Source organism: Streptomyces sp. NPDC002888 (assembly GCF_042888465.1).
In the GTDB taxonomy this organism is placed as follows: domain Bacteria; phylum Actinomycetota; class Actinomycetes; order Streptomycetales; family Streptomycetaceae; genus Streptomyces.
In genome coordinates this window covers 41987-60429 of sequence record NZ_JBIAPU010000030.1, presented here as the reverse complement: position 1 = coordinate 60429, position 18443 = coordinate 41987, and the positions used below count along the sequence as shown (strand labels likewise).

Genomic DNA, 18443 nt, shown 5'->3' with positions numbered 1-18443 from the left:
ATGAGGGTCCTGCTGATCGGAGCCAACGGCTACCTCGGCCGCTTCGTCGCCGACCGCCTGCTCGCCGACCCGGCCGTCCAGCTCACCGCGCTCGGCCGCGGCGACGACGCCGACGTCCGTTTCGACCTCGCGTCCGGCAGCCCCGGCGCGCTCACCCGCTTCCTCGACGCGGTCCACCCCGGCGTCGTCGTCAACTGCGCCGGTGCCACCCGCGGCGGCGCCCGCGATCTGACCCGGCACAACACCGTCGCCGTCGCCACCGTCTGCGAGGCCCTGCGCCGCAGCGGCTGTGGCGCCCGTCTGGTGCAGATCGGCTGCGGTGCCGAGTACGGCCCGAGCCAGCCCGGCTCCTCCACCGCCGAGGACGCCGTCCCCCGCCCCGGCGGTCCGTACGGCGTCAGCAAACTCGCCGCCACCGAACTCGTCCTGGGTTCCGGACTGGATGCCGTGGTCCTGCGGGTCTTTTCACCCGCCGGACCTGGCACCCCCGCCGGCTCCCCGCTCGGCCGCCTCGCCGAGGCCATGCGCCGCGCCATTCAGTCCGGCGACGGCGAGCTCAAGCTCGGCGGACTCGGCGCCCAGCGCGACTTCGTCGACGTACGCGACGTCGCCCGCGCCGTGCACGCGGCCTCGCTCTCCGCCGCGCAGGGCGTCATCAACATCGGCTCGGGCCGCGCCGTCCGCCTGCGTGACGCCGCCGCGATCCTCGCCCGCGTCGCCGGGTACGCCGGCGCCCTCCACGAACTCGACGGCCACCACGGCCCCCTGCGATCGACCATCGGGCACCCGCGCTCCGAGTCGGACCACACGGCCCCCGTCGCGTATCCGTACCCCGATGGCTGCGGCAGCTGGCAGCAGGCCGACGTGCGCACCGCGCGCGACCGGCTCGGCTGGCGCCCCCGGATCAATCTCGAGGAGTCCCTCGCCGACATCTGGATGGAGGCGGCATGCCGTATCTGACCAGTTCGGCAGCGGGCGCCGCGAGCACCGACGTCCGCCTCGGCTTCGGCGTCCCCGGCTTCGCACACCCGCTCGTCGCTCCGGCCGAGTGGGGCGAACTCACCCGTCCCGGCACCCCTCTGCACTGGGTGGTCCTGAACGTGGCCGAGGGCCCCGGCGTCCGCCCCGACCCGCACTGTCTGGAGGCGTCCGGGCGGCTCCGCAACGCGGGCGTCCGCGTCCTCGGGCACCTCGACATCGTCCACGGCACCCGCGCCTTCGCCGAGGTGGTCTCCGACGCGCAGCGCTACCTCGACTGGTACCAGGTCGACGGCTTCTTCCTGGACCACTGCCCCGCCGAACGCGACACGCTCCCCGAGATCCGCAGGACGGTGAGCACGCTGCGCACCCTCCGCGACGGCGCCCACATCGTCCTCGGCCACGGCATCCACCCCTACCCGGGCTACGCCGAGAACGCCGACCAGTTGGTGACCTTCACGGGCCCCTGGAGCGACTACCGCTGGTCGCAGGTGGCGGAATGGACCGCCGACTACCCACCCGACCGCTTCTGCCACTTCGTCCACGGCATGCCCCGCGGCCACCTCGACGAGGCGCTGCGCGTCGCCCGCTGGCAGGGCGCGGCGACGATCTACTTCACCGACCGCGGCGGCGACCACACCGACCCCTGGGAGACCATGCCCGGCTACTGGGACGAAATCGTCTCGCGGATCGGAACGGGTGTCTCGGAATGAAGAAGCCCATGGCACTGTTACACGGAGAACAACCGTAGTGATTGACCGACCAACGGAGTCCCCGTGTCGTTGCCACCCCTGGTCGAGCCCGCCGCCGAGCTCACCGTAGACGAGGTCCGCAGGTACTCCCGCCACCTGATCATCCCCGACGTCGGGATGGACGGGCAGAAGCGGCTGAAGAACGCCAAGGTGCTCTGTGTGGGCGCCGGCGGCCTGGGCTCGCCGGCGCTGATGTACCTGGCCGCGGCGGGCGTCGGCACGCTCGGCATCGTGGAGTTCGACGAGGTCGACGAGTCGAACCTGCAGCGCCAGATCATCCACAGCCAGTCCGACATCGGCCGCTCCAAGGCCGCGTCCGCGCGCGATTCCGTCCTGGGCATCAACCCCTACGTGAACGTGGTCCTTCACGAGGAGCGGCTCGAGGCCGACAACGTGATGGACATCTTCAGCCAGTACGACCTGATCGTCGACGGCACGGACAACTTCGCGACCCGTTACCTGGTCAACGACGCGTGCGTGCTGCTGAACAAGCCGTACGTGTGGGGCTCGATCTACCGCTTCGACGGCCAGGCCTCCGTCTTCTGGTCCGAGCACGGTCCCTGCTACCGCTGCCTTTACCCGGAGCCCCCGCCCCCCGGCATGGTCCCCTCCTGCGCCGAGGGCGGCGTCCTGGGCGTGCTGTGCGCGTCCATCGGCTCCATCCAGGTCAACGAGGCCATCAAGCTCCTCGCGGGCATCGGCGAGCCGCTCGTCGGCCGCCTGATGATCTACGACGCCCTGGAGATGCAGTACCGCCAGGTCAAGGTCCGCAAGGACCCGAACTGCGCGGTCTGCGGCGAGAACCCGACCGTCACCGAGCTCATCGACTACGAGGCCTTCTGCGGCGTCGTCTCCGAGGAGGCCCAGGAGGCGGCCGCCGGCTCGACGATCACTCCCAAGCAGCTCAAGGAGTGGATCGACGACGGCGAGAACATCGAGATCATCGACGTCCGCGAGATCAACGAGTACGAGATCGTCTCGATCCCCGGCGCCAAGCTGATCCCGAAGAACGAGTTCCTCATGGGCACCGCCCTGGCGACCCTGCCCCAGGACAAGAAGATCGTCCTGCACTGCAAGACGGGTGTCCGCAGTGCGGAAGTCCTCGCGGTCCTGAAGTCCGCGGGCTTCTCCGACGCCGTCCATGTCGGCGGCGGCGTGATCGGCTGGGTCAACCAGATCGAGCCCGACAAGCCGGTGTACTGAGCCTCGGCTCGTCCCGCTCTCCCGTCGGCGGGGGCTTCGCGCACCACGAGTGCCCGAAGCCCCCGCCGCGGTCATGAGCAGACCTTGCCGTCCTTCGGCACCGTGCCCTTGAGCAGATACGCGTTGACCGTGGAGTCGACACAGTCGCTGCCACTGCCGTAGGCACCGTGTCCCTCGCCCTTCCATGTGAGCACCACACCGACGTCCTTGCCCAGTTCGTCCGCCATCCTGCGGGCGCCCTCGTAGGGCGTCGCCGGGTCGCCGGTGTTGCCGACCACCAGGATCGGCGCCGCACCCGGCGCGCTCACTTCCGGGGTGTCGTACTGCCCGGCCACCGGCCAGTCGTGGCACCAGCCGGCCGTGTCCCAGGCCAGGAAGTCGCCGAAGACGGGCGAGATCTTCTCGAACGCGGGCAGTCGCTTCTTCGTCTCCGCCAAGGTCGGCCGCTGCTTGTCGTCCAGGCACGATATGACCCGCTGCGCATGAGTCGTCGTGCCGTAGCGCCCCGACGCGTCCCGCTCGTTGTAGCCGTCGGCCAGCGTCAGCAGCCCGGAGCCGTCTCCTTCCTCGGCCGACTTCAGGGCGCTGGTCAGGCTCGGCCAGCCGGCCTCGCTGTACAGGGGCAGGACGATGCCGGTGACCGCGAGGGTCTGCGTCAGCTTGCGGCCCGACGACGTCGGCAGCGGCTTGGCGTCGATCCGCTTCAGCAGGTCGGCGATCTTGCGCGTGCCCTGCTGCGGGTCCTGGCCGGTGGACTTCAGGTAGTCGTTCAGCGCGCGCTGGAAGCCCTTGGCCTGGTTCTCGGCGTGGCCCACGGTGTCGGCGCCCGGGTCGACCACCGCGTCGAGGATCAGCCGCCCCACGTTCTGGGGGAACAGGTGGGCGTAGACGCCGCCGAGTTCGGTGCCGTAGGAGATGCCGAAGTAGTGCAGCTTGTTGTCGCCGAGGACCTGGCGCATCAGGTCCATGTCGCGGGCGGTGTCGGTGGTGGACACGTGCGCCATCCGGTCCCCGGCGTCCTTCTGGCAGCCCTTGCCGAAGTCGGTGGCGTCCTGGAAGTACGCCTGCTCCTCGGCCGCGGTGTCCGGAGTGGCGTCGATCTTCTCCTCGGCGGCCTGGATCTCCTTGTCGCCGCGGCAGCGGATCCCGCCCCGGGCGCCGACACCGCGTGGGTCCCAGCTGACCAGGTCGTACCGCTCGTGCAGCTGGGAGACCGTCGACGCGTACGACGGCATCGAGGAGACGCCGGAGCCGCCGGGGCCGCCGAAGTTGAACAGCAGTGAGCCGACGCGGTCGTCGCCCCGGGCCTTGGTGCGGATCAGCGCGAGTTCGATCGTCCTGCCGTCCGGCTTCGCCCAGTCCAGCGGTACCTTCAGCTCCGCGCACTGCCAGCCGCTGCCCGGCGCGGGGGAGTCCTCGGTCGCCCTGCACCGCCCCCAGTCGAGCTTCTGCGAGGTCAGGGACGAGGGCAGGGCCTTGGTCCCGTTGCCCGACGACGGCGCGGTGGCCGACGGCCGGTCGCTGTCCCTGCCCTTCCTCCCCTTGCCGTTCTTGCCGTCGGACGACGAGCCGCCGCTACAGCCCGTCACCAGCAACGCGGCGGCGGCGCCCAGCGCCGTCCACCGGACGAAACGACCCATACCATTCCCCCCTTGCAAGCCGTCCGCGCTTCGGTCGCAGACGGCGGTCAGGCCATAGTAGGCGGACGGCCCGCCGCCTGCCGAAGCCTGTGGATAACCCTTTGACCTGCATATTTACCCCGGTCGGCTGGATCAAGTCAGGAGCAGACGGTCCCGGCGGCCGGAACCTTCCCGTCCAGCAGATAGCCGTTCACCGCGCCCTGCACGCACTTGTTCTTGCTGTTGTACGCGCCGTGCCCCTGCCCCTTGTACGTCAGCTCGACCCCGACGCCCGGCCCCAGGGCGTCGACCATCTTCTTCGCGCCCTCGTACGGTGTGGCCGGGTCGCCGGTGTTGCCCACGACGAGGATCGGTGCCGATCCGGGCGCGCTGACGTCGGGGTGGTCGGCGGCGCCCGGCACGGGCCAGTCGGTGCAGCTGGCCAGGCCCCAGGCCAGGTAGTCGCCGAACAGCGCCGAGGCGGCCCGGAAATCGGGCAGCTTCTCCTGCACGTATCCGGTGCTGTAGCGAGGCTTGTCGTCGGCGCAGTTGATGGAGACGCCGGCGGCGGTGATGTTGCTGTACTCGCCGTTCTCGCTGCGCCCGTTCAACGAGTCGGACAGCAGCATCAGGATCGTGCCGTCCCCGTCGTACGCCTGTTCCAGCCCCTCGGTGAGGTACTGCCAGAACTCCTTGGAGTAGAGCGACTGGGCGATGCCGCTGGTCGCGGCGGTCTGGGTCAGCTCACGGGGGAAGACGCCCGGGATGGGCTTGGTGTCGAGGTCCTTGAGCAGTCGGGCGATCCGGTCCTTCACGTCCTGCGGGGTGTCGCCGACCGGGCAGTCCTTGGTCTGTGAGGTGCAGTCCTCGGCGAAGTTGTCGAGCGCGCGCTGGAAGCCTCTGGCCTGCCCCAGCGAACCCTGCTCGGGCGTCTGCGTCGGGTCGACGACCGCGTCGAAGACGGCACGGCCCACGTTCTGGGGGAACAGGTGGGCGTAGACGCCGCCGAGTTCGGTGCCGTAGGAGATGCCGAAGTAGTGCAGCTTGTCGTCGCCGAGGACCTCGCGCATCAGGTCCATGTCACGGGCCGTGTCGGTGGTGGGCACGTGCGGCAGCAGCTTCTTGGAGTTGTCCTCGCAGGCCTCGTTGAACTCCTTGGTGGTGTCGACGAACTCGGCGCGCTCGGTGGCGTCGTCGGGCGTCATGTCCTGCTGGAAGTAGGCGTCGAGCTGCTGGTCGTTCTCGCAGAGGACCGGGGCGCTGCGGCCGACGCCGCGCGGGTCGAAGCTCACCAGGTCGTAACGGGTGCGCAGAGCCGCGTAATCCTCGCCGAAGGCGGGCAGCGTGGTGACGCCGGAGCTGCCGGGGCCGCCGAAGTTGAACACCAGCGAGCCGATCCGCCTGCTCGCGTCGCCGCTCGCCTTCGCCCGGATCAGCGCGATCCCGATCGTGTCGCCCCTGGGCTTGTCCCAGTCGAGGGGCGCCTTGAGGGTGGCGCACTGCCACGGGTCGCCGTCCGGCAGGGGTGACGGCGCGTCACCGCCGCCCTCCGCCTGGGACGGGGCCGGGCAGTCCTTCCAGCTCAGCTGTTGGGCCGACAGATCCTCGTCGCCCGCGCCGTTTCCGCAGGCCACCGCCAGGGAGGACAGCAGAACGGCGACGGCGGTCAGAGCGGCGGCCCGCAGGCGGGAGGGCTTCGGCATGCTCCCATCCTGCGGTCGGGCCGGGCAGGCCGCGCGGGACGCGGGCCGTCCGAGGTATGGCCGCCGTCGTCAGAGGGCGCCCTTGCGGGTCAACTGGTTGAAGGCCAGCCAGCCCGGCAGCACCGGAATCCACAGGGTCAGCAGCCGGAACAGCAGGACCGCGGGCGCCGCGACCTCCTTGGGCAGCCCGACGGCGATCAGCCCGACCGTCAGGGTCGCCTCGACCGCGCCGACTCCGCCCGGTGTCGGGGCGGCGGATCCGAGCGCGTTTCCGGCGAGGAAGACCACGGCGACGCTGGCGATGCTGAGGTTGGTCGAGTCGTCGCCGAACGCGCGGATCGACGCGTCCAGGCACATCACGAAGCAGGCGGTGAGCAGCAGCATGCCGCCGATGCCGGTGATCAGCTTCTGCGGCCGCTGGAGCACGTCCAGCATGCGCGGAACGACACCCGCGAACAGCGACCTCACGCGTGTGGAGACGAACTTCCGCAGGAACGGCACCGAGGTCACCACGAGCACCAGCACCGCCACCGTGAGGAGGCCCGCGATGACCGTCCGGGACGGCGACAACGACGGTGTCTTCTCGGTGCCGGTCAGATAGCCGAAGGAGAGCAGCATCAGGATGTGACAGCCGAGCCCGAACAACTGGGAGGCGCCCACGCTGGCCACCGCGAGTCCCGGCCGCACCCCCGAGCGCTGGAGGAAGCGCGTGTTGAGGGCGACGCCGCCGACGGCCGCCGGCGCGACGATCTTCACGAACGACCCGGCGACCTGCGCGGCCACCGTGCGCGGGAACGGCACCCGCTCCGGCACGAACCCCAGCAGGCTCATCGCCGCGGCGACATAACTCAGCGCCGAGAACAGCACGGCCGCGGCGACCCAGCCCCACTCGGCGTTGGCGACGAGCGGACCGAACTCGATGTGGGTGAGCTGCGTCAGCAGGAAGTACGCGCCGATGGCACCGGCCATGAAGCTGATCAGCGTGCGCGGCCGGACCCGCTCCAGGCGGGCCGGCTCGACCGGCGCCTGCGGCCTGATCCGGAGCACCTGGTGCCGGATCTGCGTGAGCAGATCGTCCTCGCGCGCCTCGTCCAACGCCTCGTCGAGGGCCCGCTTCTCGGCCCGCGCCTCCGCGCGTACGGCCTTCTTGTCGGCCTTGTCGCGTACGGGGGCGGCCTCGTCGTCCCCGGCCGTCTCCAGGCGGGCCTGCTTGGCCTGCCGGGACGCCTCCAGGACCGCGTCGCGCTCGCGCTGGGCCCGCTCCCGGGCCAGTTTCCGCAGCGTCGCGCGCGTGGAGCGGCTCAGGGCGATGGGCTGGAGCATCGGCAGACAGCCCGCCACGGCATCGGGGCCGAGCACGGCCACCGCCGCGTCCACGGCGCGCTCGGCGCCCACGCGCAGGCCCAGCGTCGCCAGCAGCTGGGAGATGTCCATGCGCAACAGCAGGTCACCGGCCGCGATCTCGCCGACGCGCAGGTCGGTGAGGATCACCGTGCCGGAACGATCCACCAGAATCGCGTCGCCCACGAGCCGGCGGTGCGCGATGCGCCGGGACTGCAGGGCCCGCACCTGGTGCCAGGTGTCCCGCAGCAGTTCGTCGGTGATCTCCTCGTCCGCCAGCGAGTCGAGGGTGCGACCCCCGGTGTGCTCGTAGACGAGCATCACGGCGTCGGGACCGAGTTCGGAGGTCGCGATCAGCTTGGGCGCGTTGGCCCCGGCAGCGATGGCCGCGTAGGCGAGCAGCGCCTCCTGCTCCAGGGCCTGGCGCAGCGACTGCAGGCTGCTGCGCGTGGCGAAGCCGCGCAACGTCAGATTGCGCCACGCGCGGTAGAAGAAGCCCTGAGCCTGCTGCTCACGGTCGACCACCGTCACGTCCAGCGGCGCACCGTCCTCGAGAGTGACGAAGTAGCGCCGACCACGGTCGCCGGTCTCCGGGGTGTCCGCCAGCTCCTCGCGCGCCGTGCTCACCGGGTGGAAGCCGACGTGCCGCAGCCCCGCCATCAGCGTCCGTCCGGTGGGACGCACGTTGGGCGAGCCGACCGCGTACAGCGTGCCGTAGGCCACGGTCCAGCCGATCAGCACCGTCAGGATGATCGAGAACGGTGTGGTGTAGCCGGTGACCAGCATGGAGAAGGCGTCGAGGAGCAGCACGATCCACAGCACCGCGCGCCAGCGCGGTCTGCGCGACATGCCGACGGCCGTCATGTACGCGATGACCGGGGCGAGGTAGCCGTGCACCGGGTCGGTGAGGGCGTGGATGTCGCCGGGGGAGGGCTGGGTCAGCGCTTCCTGGATCGAGTCGGGGGCGGCCTTGGCGACCCACAGGTCGGTGGCCAGGGTCACACCGTGCGCGAGGACGGCCGCGAGGACACCATCGGCGATGCGCAGCCCGTCGCGCTTGATCAGCCGCTCGATGGCGAACGCGACGGGCACCAGCAGGATCGCGATGCTGGAGGCCAGCCCCGCGATCTTGATCAGCAGGTCGGGCGCCTGTCCGGTGCCCTTGTTGATGTCCTGTTCCAGACCCGAGGTGGTGCCGTGCGCGAACGCGGCGATCCCGAGGAGCACGACGACCGCGAGGACACCGACCAGGAGCCGCATCAGGTCGGAGGGACGGTGCACGCGCGCGGGGAGCAGTGGTTCGTCGCCCTCGACCTCGTCGGCGTGCGCCTCGTCCACGAAGGAGGTGTCAGCCTGCTTCTCGACCGGGGCGTTCGCGTCGGCGACGCCCTGCTCGCCCGCCTTGGGCCTGTCCGGGCGCGACGCAGCGGCAGAGGAGCCCTCCGTGTTCTCGGAATGCGCACCCTGCTGCTTCATCGTCTCTTCTTGATCTCGTATCACCGATCACCGCCCGCACGATGGTGGCATGCTCCACCGACACACGGGGGCATCAGGGTGCAAACGCGGGGGCGCACAGTCTGCCTGAAGCGCCGCTCCCGGGCGAGGTTCACGCACCGTCGCGAGCGCGTCACATTGTCGGTGGGGTGGGGCAGGATGGGGCGGATGAGTGAGCAGAGTCATCCGGGCGACGCCCGCGCGGAGTACGCGGACGCGCTCCCCGAGTACGCCGAGCGCGTCCTCGAAGTCGCCGAACTGATTCCGCCGGGCCGTGTCATGACGTACGGGGACGTCGCCGAGTGGCTGGAGGAGGGAGGCCCGCGCCAGGTCGGGCGGGTGATGGCCCTCTACGGCGGAGCCGTCCCGTGGTGGCGCGTGGTGCGCTCCGACGGTGTGCTGCTCCCCGGCCACGAACTTCGGGCACTGGGCCACTACCGCGCGGAGGGCACGCCCCTGAGGGAGGCGAGCAGGGCAGCCGAGGGCCACCTGCCCCGCCTCGACATGCGGCGGGCGCGATGGGACGGCGGCGAACGCGCGACGGGTCACACCTGACAGCTTCCGCCATCGGACCGGGCCGGGGGGAGCCTGTGGTCCGTACGGGGGAGATGGGGCACGTCCGCGGCATGACGTACGTTCGTGGGGCGAGGGAATCGCGTGGCGTACGCGCCCTGTGGGACTGCCGGGAAGAAGGGGAAGCCTGCTTCCGGGCCGCCCGTCGGCGTAGCGTCGGCTGCACGTGTCCCTCTCACCCCGCGGTCACCGCCCTCACCGCACGGCGGCCCGCCCCCGGCGCTCGCGCCGGCAGCGACAAGCCCATGCACACCCACCAGGACCGGCGAACCACGTGAGCTCCTCTTCCTCCACCAGGCGCCTGTCGCACCCCCAGGTGCGACAGGGGAACCGTGGCGCTTACCGACTGGTACGTACCCCGCCGGCCCGCGTCGACCCCCCTCGTTTGGACGCCGCGCAGCGCGCCGTGGTTGACCACACATCCGGCCCGCTGCTCGTTCTCGCAGGTCCGGGCACCGGCAAGACCACCACGCTCGTGGAGTCCGTGGCGGCCCGCGTCGCCCGTGGCGGTGACCCCGCGCGGATCCTCGTGCTGACGTTCAGCCGCAAGGCGGCCGTCGAACTGCGCGACCGCATGGCACTGCGCACCGGAGCCGCCCGCGCGCCCCAGGCGACCACCTTCCACTCGTTCTGTTACGCCCTGGTCCGCGCCCACCAGGACACGGACCTGTTCGTGGAGCCGCTGCGGCTGCTGTCCGGCCCCGAGCAGGACGTGACCGTCCGCGAGCTGCTCGCCGGCCAGCCGGACCTGGAACGGCTCGGCCTGGCGCACGTGCGCTGGCCGGACGAACTGCGGGCCTGCCTGACCACCCGCGGTTTCGCCGACGAGGTCCGGGCGGTCCTCGCCCGCAGCCGTGAACTGGGCCTGGGACCGGACGCCCTGGACGCCTTCGCCCGCCGCACGGGCCGCCCCGACTGGCGTGCCGCGGCCGCCTTCCTCGCTGAGTACCTCGACGTGCTCGACCTGCAGGGCGTGCTCGACTACGCGGAACTGGTCCACCGCGCGGTCCTCCTCGCCCGCCGCCCCGAGGTCGCCGAGCAGCTCGCCGCCCGGTACGACGCCGTGTTCGTCGACGAGTACCAGGACACCGACGCGGCCCAGGTACGGCTGCTGCACGCCCTCGCCGGCGGGGGGCGCACCCTGGTTGCCTTCGGCGACCCCGACCAGTCGATCTACGCCTTCCGGGGCGCCGACGTGAACGGCATCCTGGACTTCCCCGGCGCCTTCCCGCGCGTGGACGGGCGTTCCGCCCCCGTCGAGGTGCTGCGCACCTCCCGCCGCTCCGGCGCCGCGCTGCTGGCCGCGACCCGGCTGCTCACCCAGCGCATGCCGCTGACCCGCCTGCCGGCCGATAAGGTGCGCGCCCACCGCGAGCTCGCTCCCGTACGGGACGGCGGCAGCGTGGAGGCCTACACGTATCCGACGTCGGGCACGGAGCTGGACAACATCGCCGACATCCTCCGCCGCGCCCATCTGGAGGACGGCGTCCCCTGGGGCGAGATGGCCGTCCTGGTACGCGCCGGATCGCGCACGATACCGACGCTCCGCCGCGCCCTCACCGCGGCCGGCGTGCCTCTGGACATCGACGGCGACGACCTTCCCCTGCGTCACGAACCGGCGGTGGCGCCCCTGCTGACGGCGCTGCGGGCGGTGGCCACGGCGGCGGCTACGACGGTAGGCGGTGACCAGGAGCAGGAGCAGGAGCAGGAGCAGGAGGGGGAGCCTGAGCGGGAAAGGGAGTCGGACACCTGCTGGCTCGACACCGAGACCGCCCTCACCCTCCTCGCCTCGCCCCTCGCCGGCATGGACGCCGCCGATCTGCGCCGCCTAGGGCGCGCCCTGCGGGAGGAGGAGCGCACCGCGGGCAACCCGCTGCCGCCGCCCTCGGACGACCTGCTCGCGCGGGCGCTGGCCGAACCGGAGCGCCTGGTCGCGCACGACCCGACGTACGCGCGCGGAGCCCAGCGTCTCGGCGCGCTGCTCGGCAAGGCACGTGAGCGCCTCGCCGGCGGCGGCACGGCCGAGGAGGCGCTGTGGGACCTGTGGGAGGGCACACCGTGGCCCACCCGTCTGGAGCGGGCGGCCCGGCGGGGCGGCGCGGCCGGGCGCAACGCCGACCGTGACCTCGACGCCGTGTGCGCGCTCTTCGCGACGGCGGCCCGCGCGGAGGAGCGCGTCGGTGGCCGGGGCGCCCTGAACTTCCTGGAGGAGATCGACTCCGAGGACATCGCCGCCGACACCCTCACCCGGCGCGCCGTACGCCCCGACGCCGTCCGCCTGATGACGGCGCACCGCTCCAAGGGCCTCCAGTGGCGCCTGGTCGTCGTGGCGGGCGTTCAGGAGGGACTGTGGCCGGACCTGCGCCGCCGCGGCTCCCTCCTGGAGGCCGACCGCATCGGCCGCGACGGACTCGCCGAACCGCTCACCCCGGGCGCGCTGCTCGCCGAGGAACGCCGCCTGTTCTACGTGGCCGCCACGCGCGCGCGTGAACGCCTCGTCGTCACCGCGGTGAAGGCACCCGCCGACGACGGCGACCAGCCCTCCCGCTTCCTCACGGAACTCGGAGTCGAGCCCAAGGACGTCACCGGCCGCCCCCGCCGCCCCCTGTCGGTCGCCGCGCTCGTCGCCGAACTGCGCGCCACGACGGTCGACCCGCACGCGTCCGACGCCCTCAGGGAGGCGGCGGCACGGCGGCTGGCCCGGCTCGCCGCGCTCGCCGACGAGGACGGGCGCCCGCTGGTGCCGTCCGCGCACCCCTACCGCTGGTGGGGCATGTTCGAGCCGACCGAGAGCAAGGTGCCGCTGCGCAACCGGGACCAGCCCGTCGTGCTGTCCGGCAGCGCCCTCGACCAACTCGCCAACACCTGCGCCCTGCAGTGGTTCCTGGGCCGCGAGGTGAAGGCCGACGCCCCCGCGACCGCCGCCCAGGGCTTCGGCAACGTGGTCCACGTCCTCGCCGACGAGGTCGCCTCCGGGCACACCCCGGCGGACCTCGCCGTCCTCATGGAGCGCCTCGACTCCGTGTGGAACGCGCTCGCCTTCGACGCGCCGTGGAAGTCGCAGCAGGAGAAGGAACACGCGCGCGTGGCGCTCGAACGCTTCCTGCGCTGGCACGTCATGGACCGCGCGGGGCGCACCCCGGTGGCGAGCGAGCACGACTTCGACGTCACCCTCGAAGCGGGTGACTACGAGGTACGCATCCGCGGCCAGATGGACCGCGTCGAGGCGGACGGCGAGGGCCGGGCCTACGTCGTCGACTTCAAGACCGGCAAGCAGGCGCCCAGCGCCGCCGAGGTGGACCGCCACCCCCAGCTCGCGGTCTACCAGCTCGCCGTGCGCGAGGGAGCCGTCGACGACGCCTTCGACGGCGTACGGCCCGAACCGGGCGGCGCCGAACTCGTCCAGCTGCGGCAGGGGGCGGCCAAGCGGGACGGCGGCGAGACCCTGCCCAAGGTGCAGGCGCAGGAGGCGCAGGAAGGCGCGGCAGGGGAGTGGGTCGGCGAGCTCCTGGCCACCGCCGCCGGAAAGGTGCTCGAGGAGCGGTTCGCGCCGACCACCGGCCAGCACTGCACCCACTGCGCGTTCCGGGCGTCGTGCAGCGCTCGGCCCGAGGGGCGGCACGTGGTCGAGTGACGCGAGTGTCAGTGGCCGCCACTAGCCTTTCCGACATGTCCGCCCCTCTCTCCGATCCCGAGCAGCTCAAGGAGCTCCTCGGGATCCCGTTCACCCCCGAGCAGATGGCGTGCGTCGTCGCGCCCCCCGCTCCCCAGGTGATCGTGGCCGGAGCCGGATCGGGCAAGACGACGGTGATGGCGGCGCGCGTGGTGTGGCTGGTCGGCACCGGTCAGGTCGCCCCCGAACAGGTCCTCGGCCTGACCTTCACCAACAAGGCCGCCGGTGAACTCGCCGAACGCGTCCGCAAGGCGCTGATCAAGGCGGGCGTCACCGACCCCGACGTCATCGACCCGGACAACCCGCCGGGCGAGCCGGTGATCTCCACGTACCACGCCTTCGCGGGCCGCCTCCTGACCGACCACGGCCTGCGCATCGGCCTCGAACCGACCTCACGCCTGCTCGCCGACGCGACCCGCTACCAGCTCGCCGCGCGTGTCCTGCGCGAGGCCCCCGGCCCCTATCCGGCGCTCACGCGATCCTTCGCCGACCTGGTCAGCGACCTCCTCGCCCTCGACGCCGAGCTCGCCGAACACCTCGTACGGCCCGAGGAACTGCGCAGCTACGACGCCGAACTGCTGCTCAGCCTGCAGAGCGCCAAGCTCACCAACGCCGACCTGCGCAAGGTCCCCGAGACGGCCGCCGCCCGCCGGGAACTCGCCGCGCTGGTGCTGCGCTACCGGGCCGCGAAGCGCGAGCGCGACCTGCTCGACTTCGGCGACCAGATCGCCCTCTCCGCGCGGCTCGCGGGCCTGCCGGAGGTGGGCCACGTCCTGCGCGACGAGTTCCGCGTGGTGCTCCTCGACGAGTACCAGGACACGTCGGTGGCCCAGCGCGTCCTCCTGGCGGGCCTGTTCGGCGACGGCACCGGACATCCCGTGACCGCCGTCGGCGACCCCTGCCAGGCGATCTACGGCTGGCGCGGCGCCTCCGTCGCCAACCTCGACGACTTCCCCGAGCACTTCGCGCACGCCGACGGCCGGCCCGCATCCCGTCAGGCCCTCAGCGAGAACCGCCGCAGCGGCGGACGCCTCCTCGACCTCGCCAACGGCCTCGCCGAACCCCTCCGCGCGATGCACGCGGGCGTGGAGGCCCTCCGCCCGGCCCCCGGCGCCGAACGCGACGGCCTGGTGCGCTGCGCGCTCCTGCGCACCCACGCCGAGGAGATCGACTGGATCGCCGACTCCATCGCCCACCTGGTCGACACCGGCAAGGCCCCCGGTGAGATCGCCGTCCTGTGCCGCACCGCGACCGACTTCGCGGAGATCCAAAGCGCGCTGGTCGCCCGGGACGTCCCCGTCGAGGTGGTGGGCCTGTCCGGGCTGCTGCACCTGCCCGAGATCGCCGACCTCGTCGCCGTCTGTGAGGTCCTCCAGGACCCTGGCGCCAACGCCTCCCTGGTCCGCCTGCTGACCGGCCCGCGCTGGCGCATCGGCCCGCGCGACCTCGCCCTCCTCGGGCGACGCGCCCGGTTCCTCGTCGCCCACGCGCGCGCGGACGACGCCGACGACCCCGACCGCCGGCTCGCCGAGGCCGTCGAGGGGGTCGACCCGGCGGAGGTGATCTCGCTCGCGGACGCCCTCGACACGTTCCTGGAGACACCCCTGTACGACACCGGCGGCGCCGACGACGACGGACTGCCCTTCTCGCCGGACGCCCGCGTGCGGTTCGCCCGCCTCGCCGCCGAACTGCGCGACCTGCGCCGCTCGCTCTCCGACCCGCTGATGGACGTCCTGCACCGCGTCCTCGCCGTCACCGGCCTGGAGGTCGAACTGTCGGCGTCACCGCACGCCCTGGCCGCCCGTCGCCGCGAGACCCTGTCGAACTTCCTCGACATCGCCGCCTCCTTCGCCGCCAACGAGAGCGAGACGAGCCTGCTCGCCTTCCTCGGCTTCCTGCGCACCGCCGCCCAGTACGAGAAGGGTCTCGACAACGCCCTCCCCGGCGGCGAGAACACCGTCAAGGTGCTCACCGCGCACAAGTCCAAGGGCCTGGAGTGGGACGTCGTCGCCGTCCCCGGTCTGGTCACCGGCACCTTTCCCAGCAGCCAGGGCCGCGAGAAGTGGACCGCCCAGGCCAAGGTGCTGCCGCACGAACTGCGTGGCGACGCCGACACGCTGCCCGACATCGGGGCGTGGGACTCGCGGGGCCTGAAGTCCTTCCACGAGGAGATGAAGGAACACCAGCACACCGAGGAACTCCGTCTCGGCTACGTCACCTTCACCCGCCCCCGCTCTCTCCTGCTGGGCTCCGGCCACTGGTGGGGTCCCACCCAGAAGAAGCACCGCGGGCCGTCCGACTTCCTGCTGGCCCTGTACGAGCACTGCGTGGCCGGCCACGGGGAGATCGAGGCCTGGGCGGACGAGCCCGAGGAGGGCGAGGAGAACCCGGCCCTGAACCGGGCGGGCGCCGACCAGGTGTGGCCCCTGCCCCTGGACGCCGCCGCGCTGGCCCGCCGCCGCGCCGCCGCCCAGACCGTCCTGGCCCACCTGGAGGACCTCGCCTCCCACGAGGACGGCCACCCCGCGGCCACTCACGACCCGGACACCTACGACGACCCGGAATGGCCACCGCCCCCGCAGGACGACGAGCCGCCGTACGACGAGGCGGACCCCTTCGACGAGCCCGCCTACGACGAGGCTGCCTACGCGGAGCCCACCTACGACGAGCCTGGAGACCCCTTCGACGAGGACACCCCCGCCTGGGACACAGAGCCCACCCACCGCCCCACGGTCCCGCACCAGGCAACGGCACCCGAACCACCCGCCGCTCCGTCCCCCGCGCGCCACCCCGCCGAGCCCGGCCGGGCGCGCCTCACACCGGAGGAAGCCCGCGCCATCGCGTCCTGGGACCGCGACCTGGACGCCCTCGCCGGCGAGCTTCTGCGCGCCCGCCAGGGCGTCACCGACGTCGCCCTGCCGACCACGCTGACCGCGTCCCAGCTGCTGCGTCTGGCCGCCGACCCGGACGGGTTCGCGCAGGAACTCGCGCGCCCCATGCCGCGCCCTCCGCAACCCGCCGCACGCCGGGGCACCCGCTTCCACGCCTGGGTCGAGGCCCGCTTCGAAGCGCTGACGCTGCCCATGCTGGAGCCGGAGGAGCTGCCCGGCAGCGAGGCCGAGATCGCCGACGAGCGGGATTTGGAGGCCCTCAAGGACGCCTTCGAGCGCACCGAGTACGCGCACCGCACGCCCCACCGCGTCGAGGCCCCCTTCCAGATCGAGATCGCCGGCCGCGTCGTACGGGGCCGGATCGACGCCGTCTACAAGGAGGGCGCCGGCAAGACGGCGACGTACGAGATCGTCGACTGGAAGACCAACCGTGCCCGCACCGCCGACCCGCTCCAGCTCGCCCTGTACCGCCTCGCCTGGGCCGAGCAGCGGGGCGTGCCCCTGGAATCGGTCACGGCCGCGTTCCTGTACGTCCGCAGCGGCGAGGTCGTACGGCGGGACGACCTGCCGGGCCGGGCCGCGCTGGAGCGGCTGCTCCTGGACGAGCCGTCGTGTGACGAACCGCCCAGCGAGGATGTCGGTCAGGGCCGATAGGCTCGTGACCATGAGCCAGACCCCGGACAGCGCTGTCCGTACGTACATCGAGCGGCACCGTGCCGCCTTCCTCGACGACCTCGTCGAGTGGCTGCGCATCCCGTCCGTGTCGGCCCAGCCCGACCACGCGCCCGACGTACGACGCAGCGCCGACTGGCTCGCCACCAGCCTCAAGGAGACCGGCTTCCCGGCCACCGAGGTCTGGGAGACACCTGGCGCCCCCGCCGTCTACGCGGAGTGGCCCTCCGGCGATCCCGAGGCGCCCACAATCCTCGTCTACGGCCACCACGACGTGCAGCCCGCCGCCCGCGAGGACGGCTGGCACAGCGAGCCCTTCGACCCCGTAGTCCGGGACAACCGCCTCTACGCGCGCGGGGCGGCCGACGACAAGGGCCAGGTGTTCTTCCACACCCTCGGCGTGCGCGCCCACCTCGCCGCCACCGGCCGCACCGCCCCGGCCGTGAACCTCAAGCTGCTGATCGAGGGCGAGGAGGAGTCCGGCTCCCCGCACTTTCGCGCCCTCGTCGAGGAACACGCGCAGCGGCTGGCCGCCGACGCCGTGGTCGTCTCCGACACCGGCATGTGGTCCGAGGACACCCCCACGGTGTGCACAGGTATGCGGGGCCTGGCCGAGTGCGAGATCCGGCTCCACGGCCCCGACCAGGACGTCCACTCCGGCTCCTTCGGCGGCGCCGTTCCCAACCCGGCGACCGCCGTGGCCCGGCTGGTCGCCGCCCTGCACGACGAGCACGCGCGCGTGGCGATCCCCGGGTTCTACGACGGCGTCGTCGAGCTCACCGACCGCGAGCGCGAACTCTTCGCCGAGCTGCCCTTCGACGAGGAGCGGTGGCTGCGCACCGCCAAGTCCCGCGCCACCCACGGCGAGGCCGGGCTCACCACCCTGGAGCGCATCTGGGCCCGCCCCACCGCCGAGGTCAACGGCATCGGCGGCGGCTACCAGGGCGCCGGCACCAAGACGATCATCCCGTCCTCGGCGATGGTGAAGCTGTCCTTCCGGCTGGTCGCGGGCCAGGACCCCGACCAGGTCGAGAAGGCCGTCCGCGCGTGGGCCGCCGCACAGACGCCCGCGGGAATCCGCGCCGAGATCAGCTTCAGCCCCGCCACGCGCCCGTGCCTGACCCCCCTGGACCACCCGGCCCTGCAGTCCGTGGTCCGCGCCATGGGCCGCGCCTTCGAGACGCCCGTCCGCTTCACGCGCGAGGGCGGCTCGGGACCCGCCGCCGACCTCCAGGACGTCCTCGGCGTCCCTGTCCTCTTCCTGGGCATCTCCGTCCCGTCCGACGGCTGGCACGCCCCGAACGAGAAGGTCGAGCTGGACCTGCTCCTCAAGGGTGTCGAGACCAGCGCGTACCTGTGGAGCGACCTCGCGGAGAACTGGCGTCGTGCTCCCTGACCGATCCGAGCCGCACCTGGCGGCATCACGCGCGGGGCACACTGGAAAGGCCGCCCCGCCCGCCCAGGACCCGCCCGCCCAGGACCCGCCGGACCCGGTCGCCTCCTGCCGTACGTCCCGCTGAACCGCCCGCCGAAAACAATCCGTG

At 72.4% G+C, this 18443-nt stretch carries 10 protein-coding genes; 7 read left to right on the top strand and 3 right to left on the bottom strand.

Features of this window, described 5'->3' with window-relative positions:
• The 3 genes from ACFYWX_RS36985 to moeZ all read left to right on the top strand — a co-directional run bounded on the left by ACFYWX_RS36985 (position 1) and on the right by moeZ (position 2933).
• The gene (locus ACFYWX_RS36985) at positions 1-960 is read left to right on the top strand and encodes an NAD-dependent epimerase/dehydratase family protein (protein WP_389429240.1); all 960 of its coding nucleotides are present in this window, start codon (positions 1-3) and stop codon (positions 958-960) included.
• Positions 948-1691, top strand: a complete 744-nt coding sequence (locus ACFYWX_RS36980; RefSeq protein WP_389429239.1) for a spherulation-specific family 4 protein — start codon at positions 948-950, stop codon at positions 1689-1691. The genes ACFYWX_RS36985 and ACFYWX_RS36980 overlap by 13 nt, the downstream gene beginning before the upstream one ends.
• Before the next feature lie 63 nt (positions 1692-1754).
• Positions 1755-2933: an adenylyltransferase/sulfurtransferase MoeZ gene (gene moeZ, locus ACFYWX_RS36975; RefSeq protein ID WP_389429238.1), complete on the top strand. Its 1179-nt coding sequence runs from the start codon at positions 1755-1757 to the stop codon at positions 2931-2933.
• Between the two features lie 71 nt (positions 2934-3004).
• Here the strand turns inward: moeZ and ACFYWX_RS36970 are convergent, their stop codons facing one another.
• From ACFYWX_RS36970 to ACFYWX_RS36960, 3 genes are all read right to left on the bottom strand, one after another.
• A complete protein-coding gene (locus ACFYWX_RS36970; RefSeq protein WP_389429237.1) occupies positions 3005-4573 on the bottom strand; it encodes an alpha/beta hydrolase in 1569 nt (522 codons plus the stop codon).
• 137 nt (positions 4574-4710) lie between these two features.
• Positions 4711-6255 (bottom strand): alpha/beta hydrolase, encoded by a 1545-nt coding sequence (locus tag ACFYWX_RS36965; protein WP_389429236.1) that lies wholly within the window; start codon positions 6253-6255, stop codon positions 4711-4713.
• Positions 6256-6324: 69 nt separating this feature from the next.
• Positions 6325-9072: a lysylphosphatidylglycerol synthase domain-containing protein gene (locus tag ACFYWX_RS36960; protein ID WP_389429235.1), complete on the bottom strand. Its 2748-nt coding sequence runs from the start codon at positions 9070-9072 to the stop codon at positions 6325-6327.
• Positions 9073-9258: 186 nt separating this feature from the next.
• Between ACFYWX_RS36960 and ACFYWX_RS36955 the strand changes: the two genes are divergently transcribed.
• From ACFYWX_RS36955 to ACFYWX_RS36940, 4 genes are all read left to right on the top strand, one after another.
• A complete protein-coding gene (locus ACFYWX_RS36955) occupies positions 9259-9645 on the top strand; it encodes an MGMT family protein (RefSeq protein WP_389429234.1) in 387 nt (128 codons plus the stop codon).
• Between the two features lie 292 nt (positions 9646-9937).
• Positions 9938-13297 carry an ATP-dependent helicase gene (locus tag ACFYWX_RS36950; RefSeq protein ID WP_389429233.1) on the top strand — a complete coding sequence of 1120 codons (3360 nt, stop codon included), beginning with the start codon at positions 9938-9940 and terminating at the stop codon, positions 13295-13297.
• 35 nt (positions 13298-13332) lie between these two features.
• Complete coding sequence (locus tag ACFYWX_RS36945) at positions 13333-16881, top strand: UvrD-helicase domain-containing protein (RefSeq protein ID WP_389429232.1); 3549 nt, start codon at positions 13333-13335, stop codon at positions 16879-16881.
• Between the two features lie 10 nt (positions 16882-16891).
• Positions 16892-18295 carry a dipeptidase gene (locus ACFYWX_RS36940; RefSeq protein WP_389429231.1) on the top strand — a complete coding sequence of 468 codons (1404 nt, stop codon included), beginning with the start codon at positions 16892-16894 and terminating at the stop codon, positions 18293-18295.
• Positions 18296-18443: the final 148 nt, after the last annotated feature.

What these genes read in the sequence shown, in the direction of transcription:
- ACFYWX_RS36955 (WP_389429234.1), top strand. Translation starts at nt 9,259, where the DNA reads ATGAGTGAGCAGAGTCATCCGGGCGACGCCCGCGCGGAGTACGCGGAC.
- ACFYWX_RS36940 (WP_389429231.1), top strand. Translation starts at nt 16,892, where the DNA reads ATGAGCCAGACCCCGGACAGCGCTGTCCGTACGTACATCGAGCGGCAC.
- ACFYWX_RS36965 (WP_389429236.1), bottom strand. Translation starts at nt 6,255, where the DNA reads ATGCCGAAGCCCTCCCGCCTGCGGGCCGCCGCTCTGACCGCCGTCGCC.
- ACFYWX_RS36980 (WP_389429239.1), top strand. Translation starts at nt 948, where the DNA reads ATGCCGTATCTGACCAGTTCGGCAGCGGGCGCCGCGAGCACCGACGTC.
- ACFYWX_RS36960 (WP_389429235.1), bottom strand. Translation starts at nt 9,072, where the DNA reads ATGAAGCAGCAGGGTGCGCATTCCGAGAACACGGAGGGCTCCTCTGCC.
- ACFYWX_RS36945 (WP_389429232.1), top strand. Translation starts at nt 13,333, where the DNA reads ATGTCCGCCCCTCTCTCCGATCCCGAGCAGCTCAAGGAGCTCCTCGGG.
- ACFYWX_RS36985 (WP_389429240.1), top strand. Translation starts at nt 1, where the DNA reads ATGAGGGTCCTGCTGATCGGAGCCAACGGCTACCTCGGCCGCTTCGTC.
- ACFYWX_RS36970 (WP_389429237.1), bottom strand. Translation starts at nt 4,573, where the DNA reads ATGGGTCGTTTCGTCCGGTGGACGGCGCTGGGCGCCGCCGCCGCGTTG.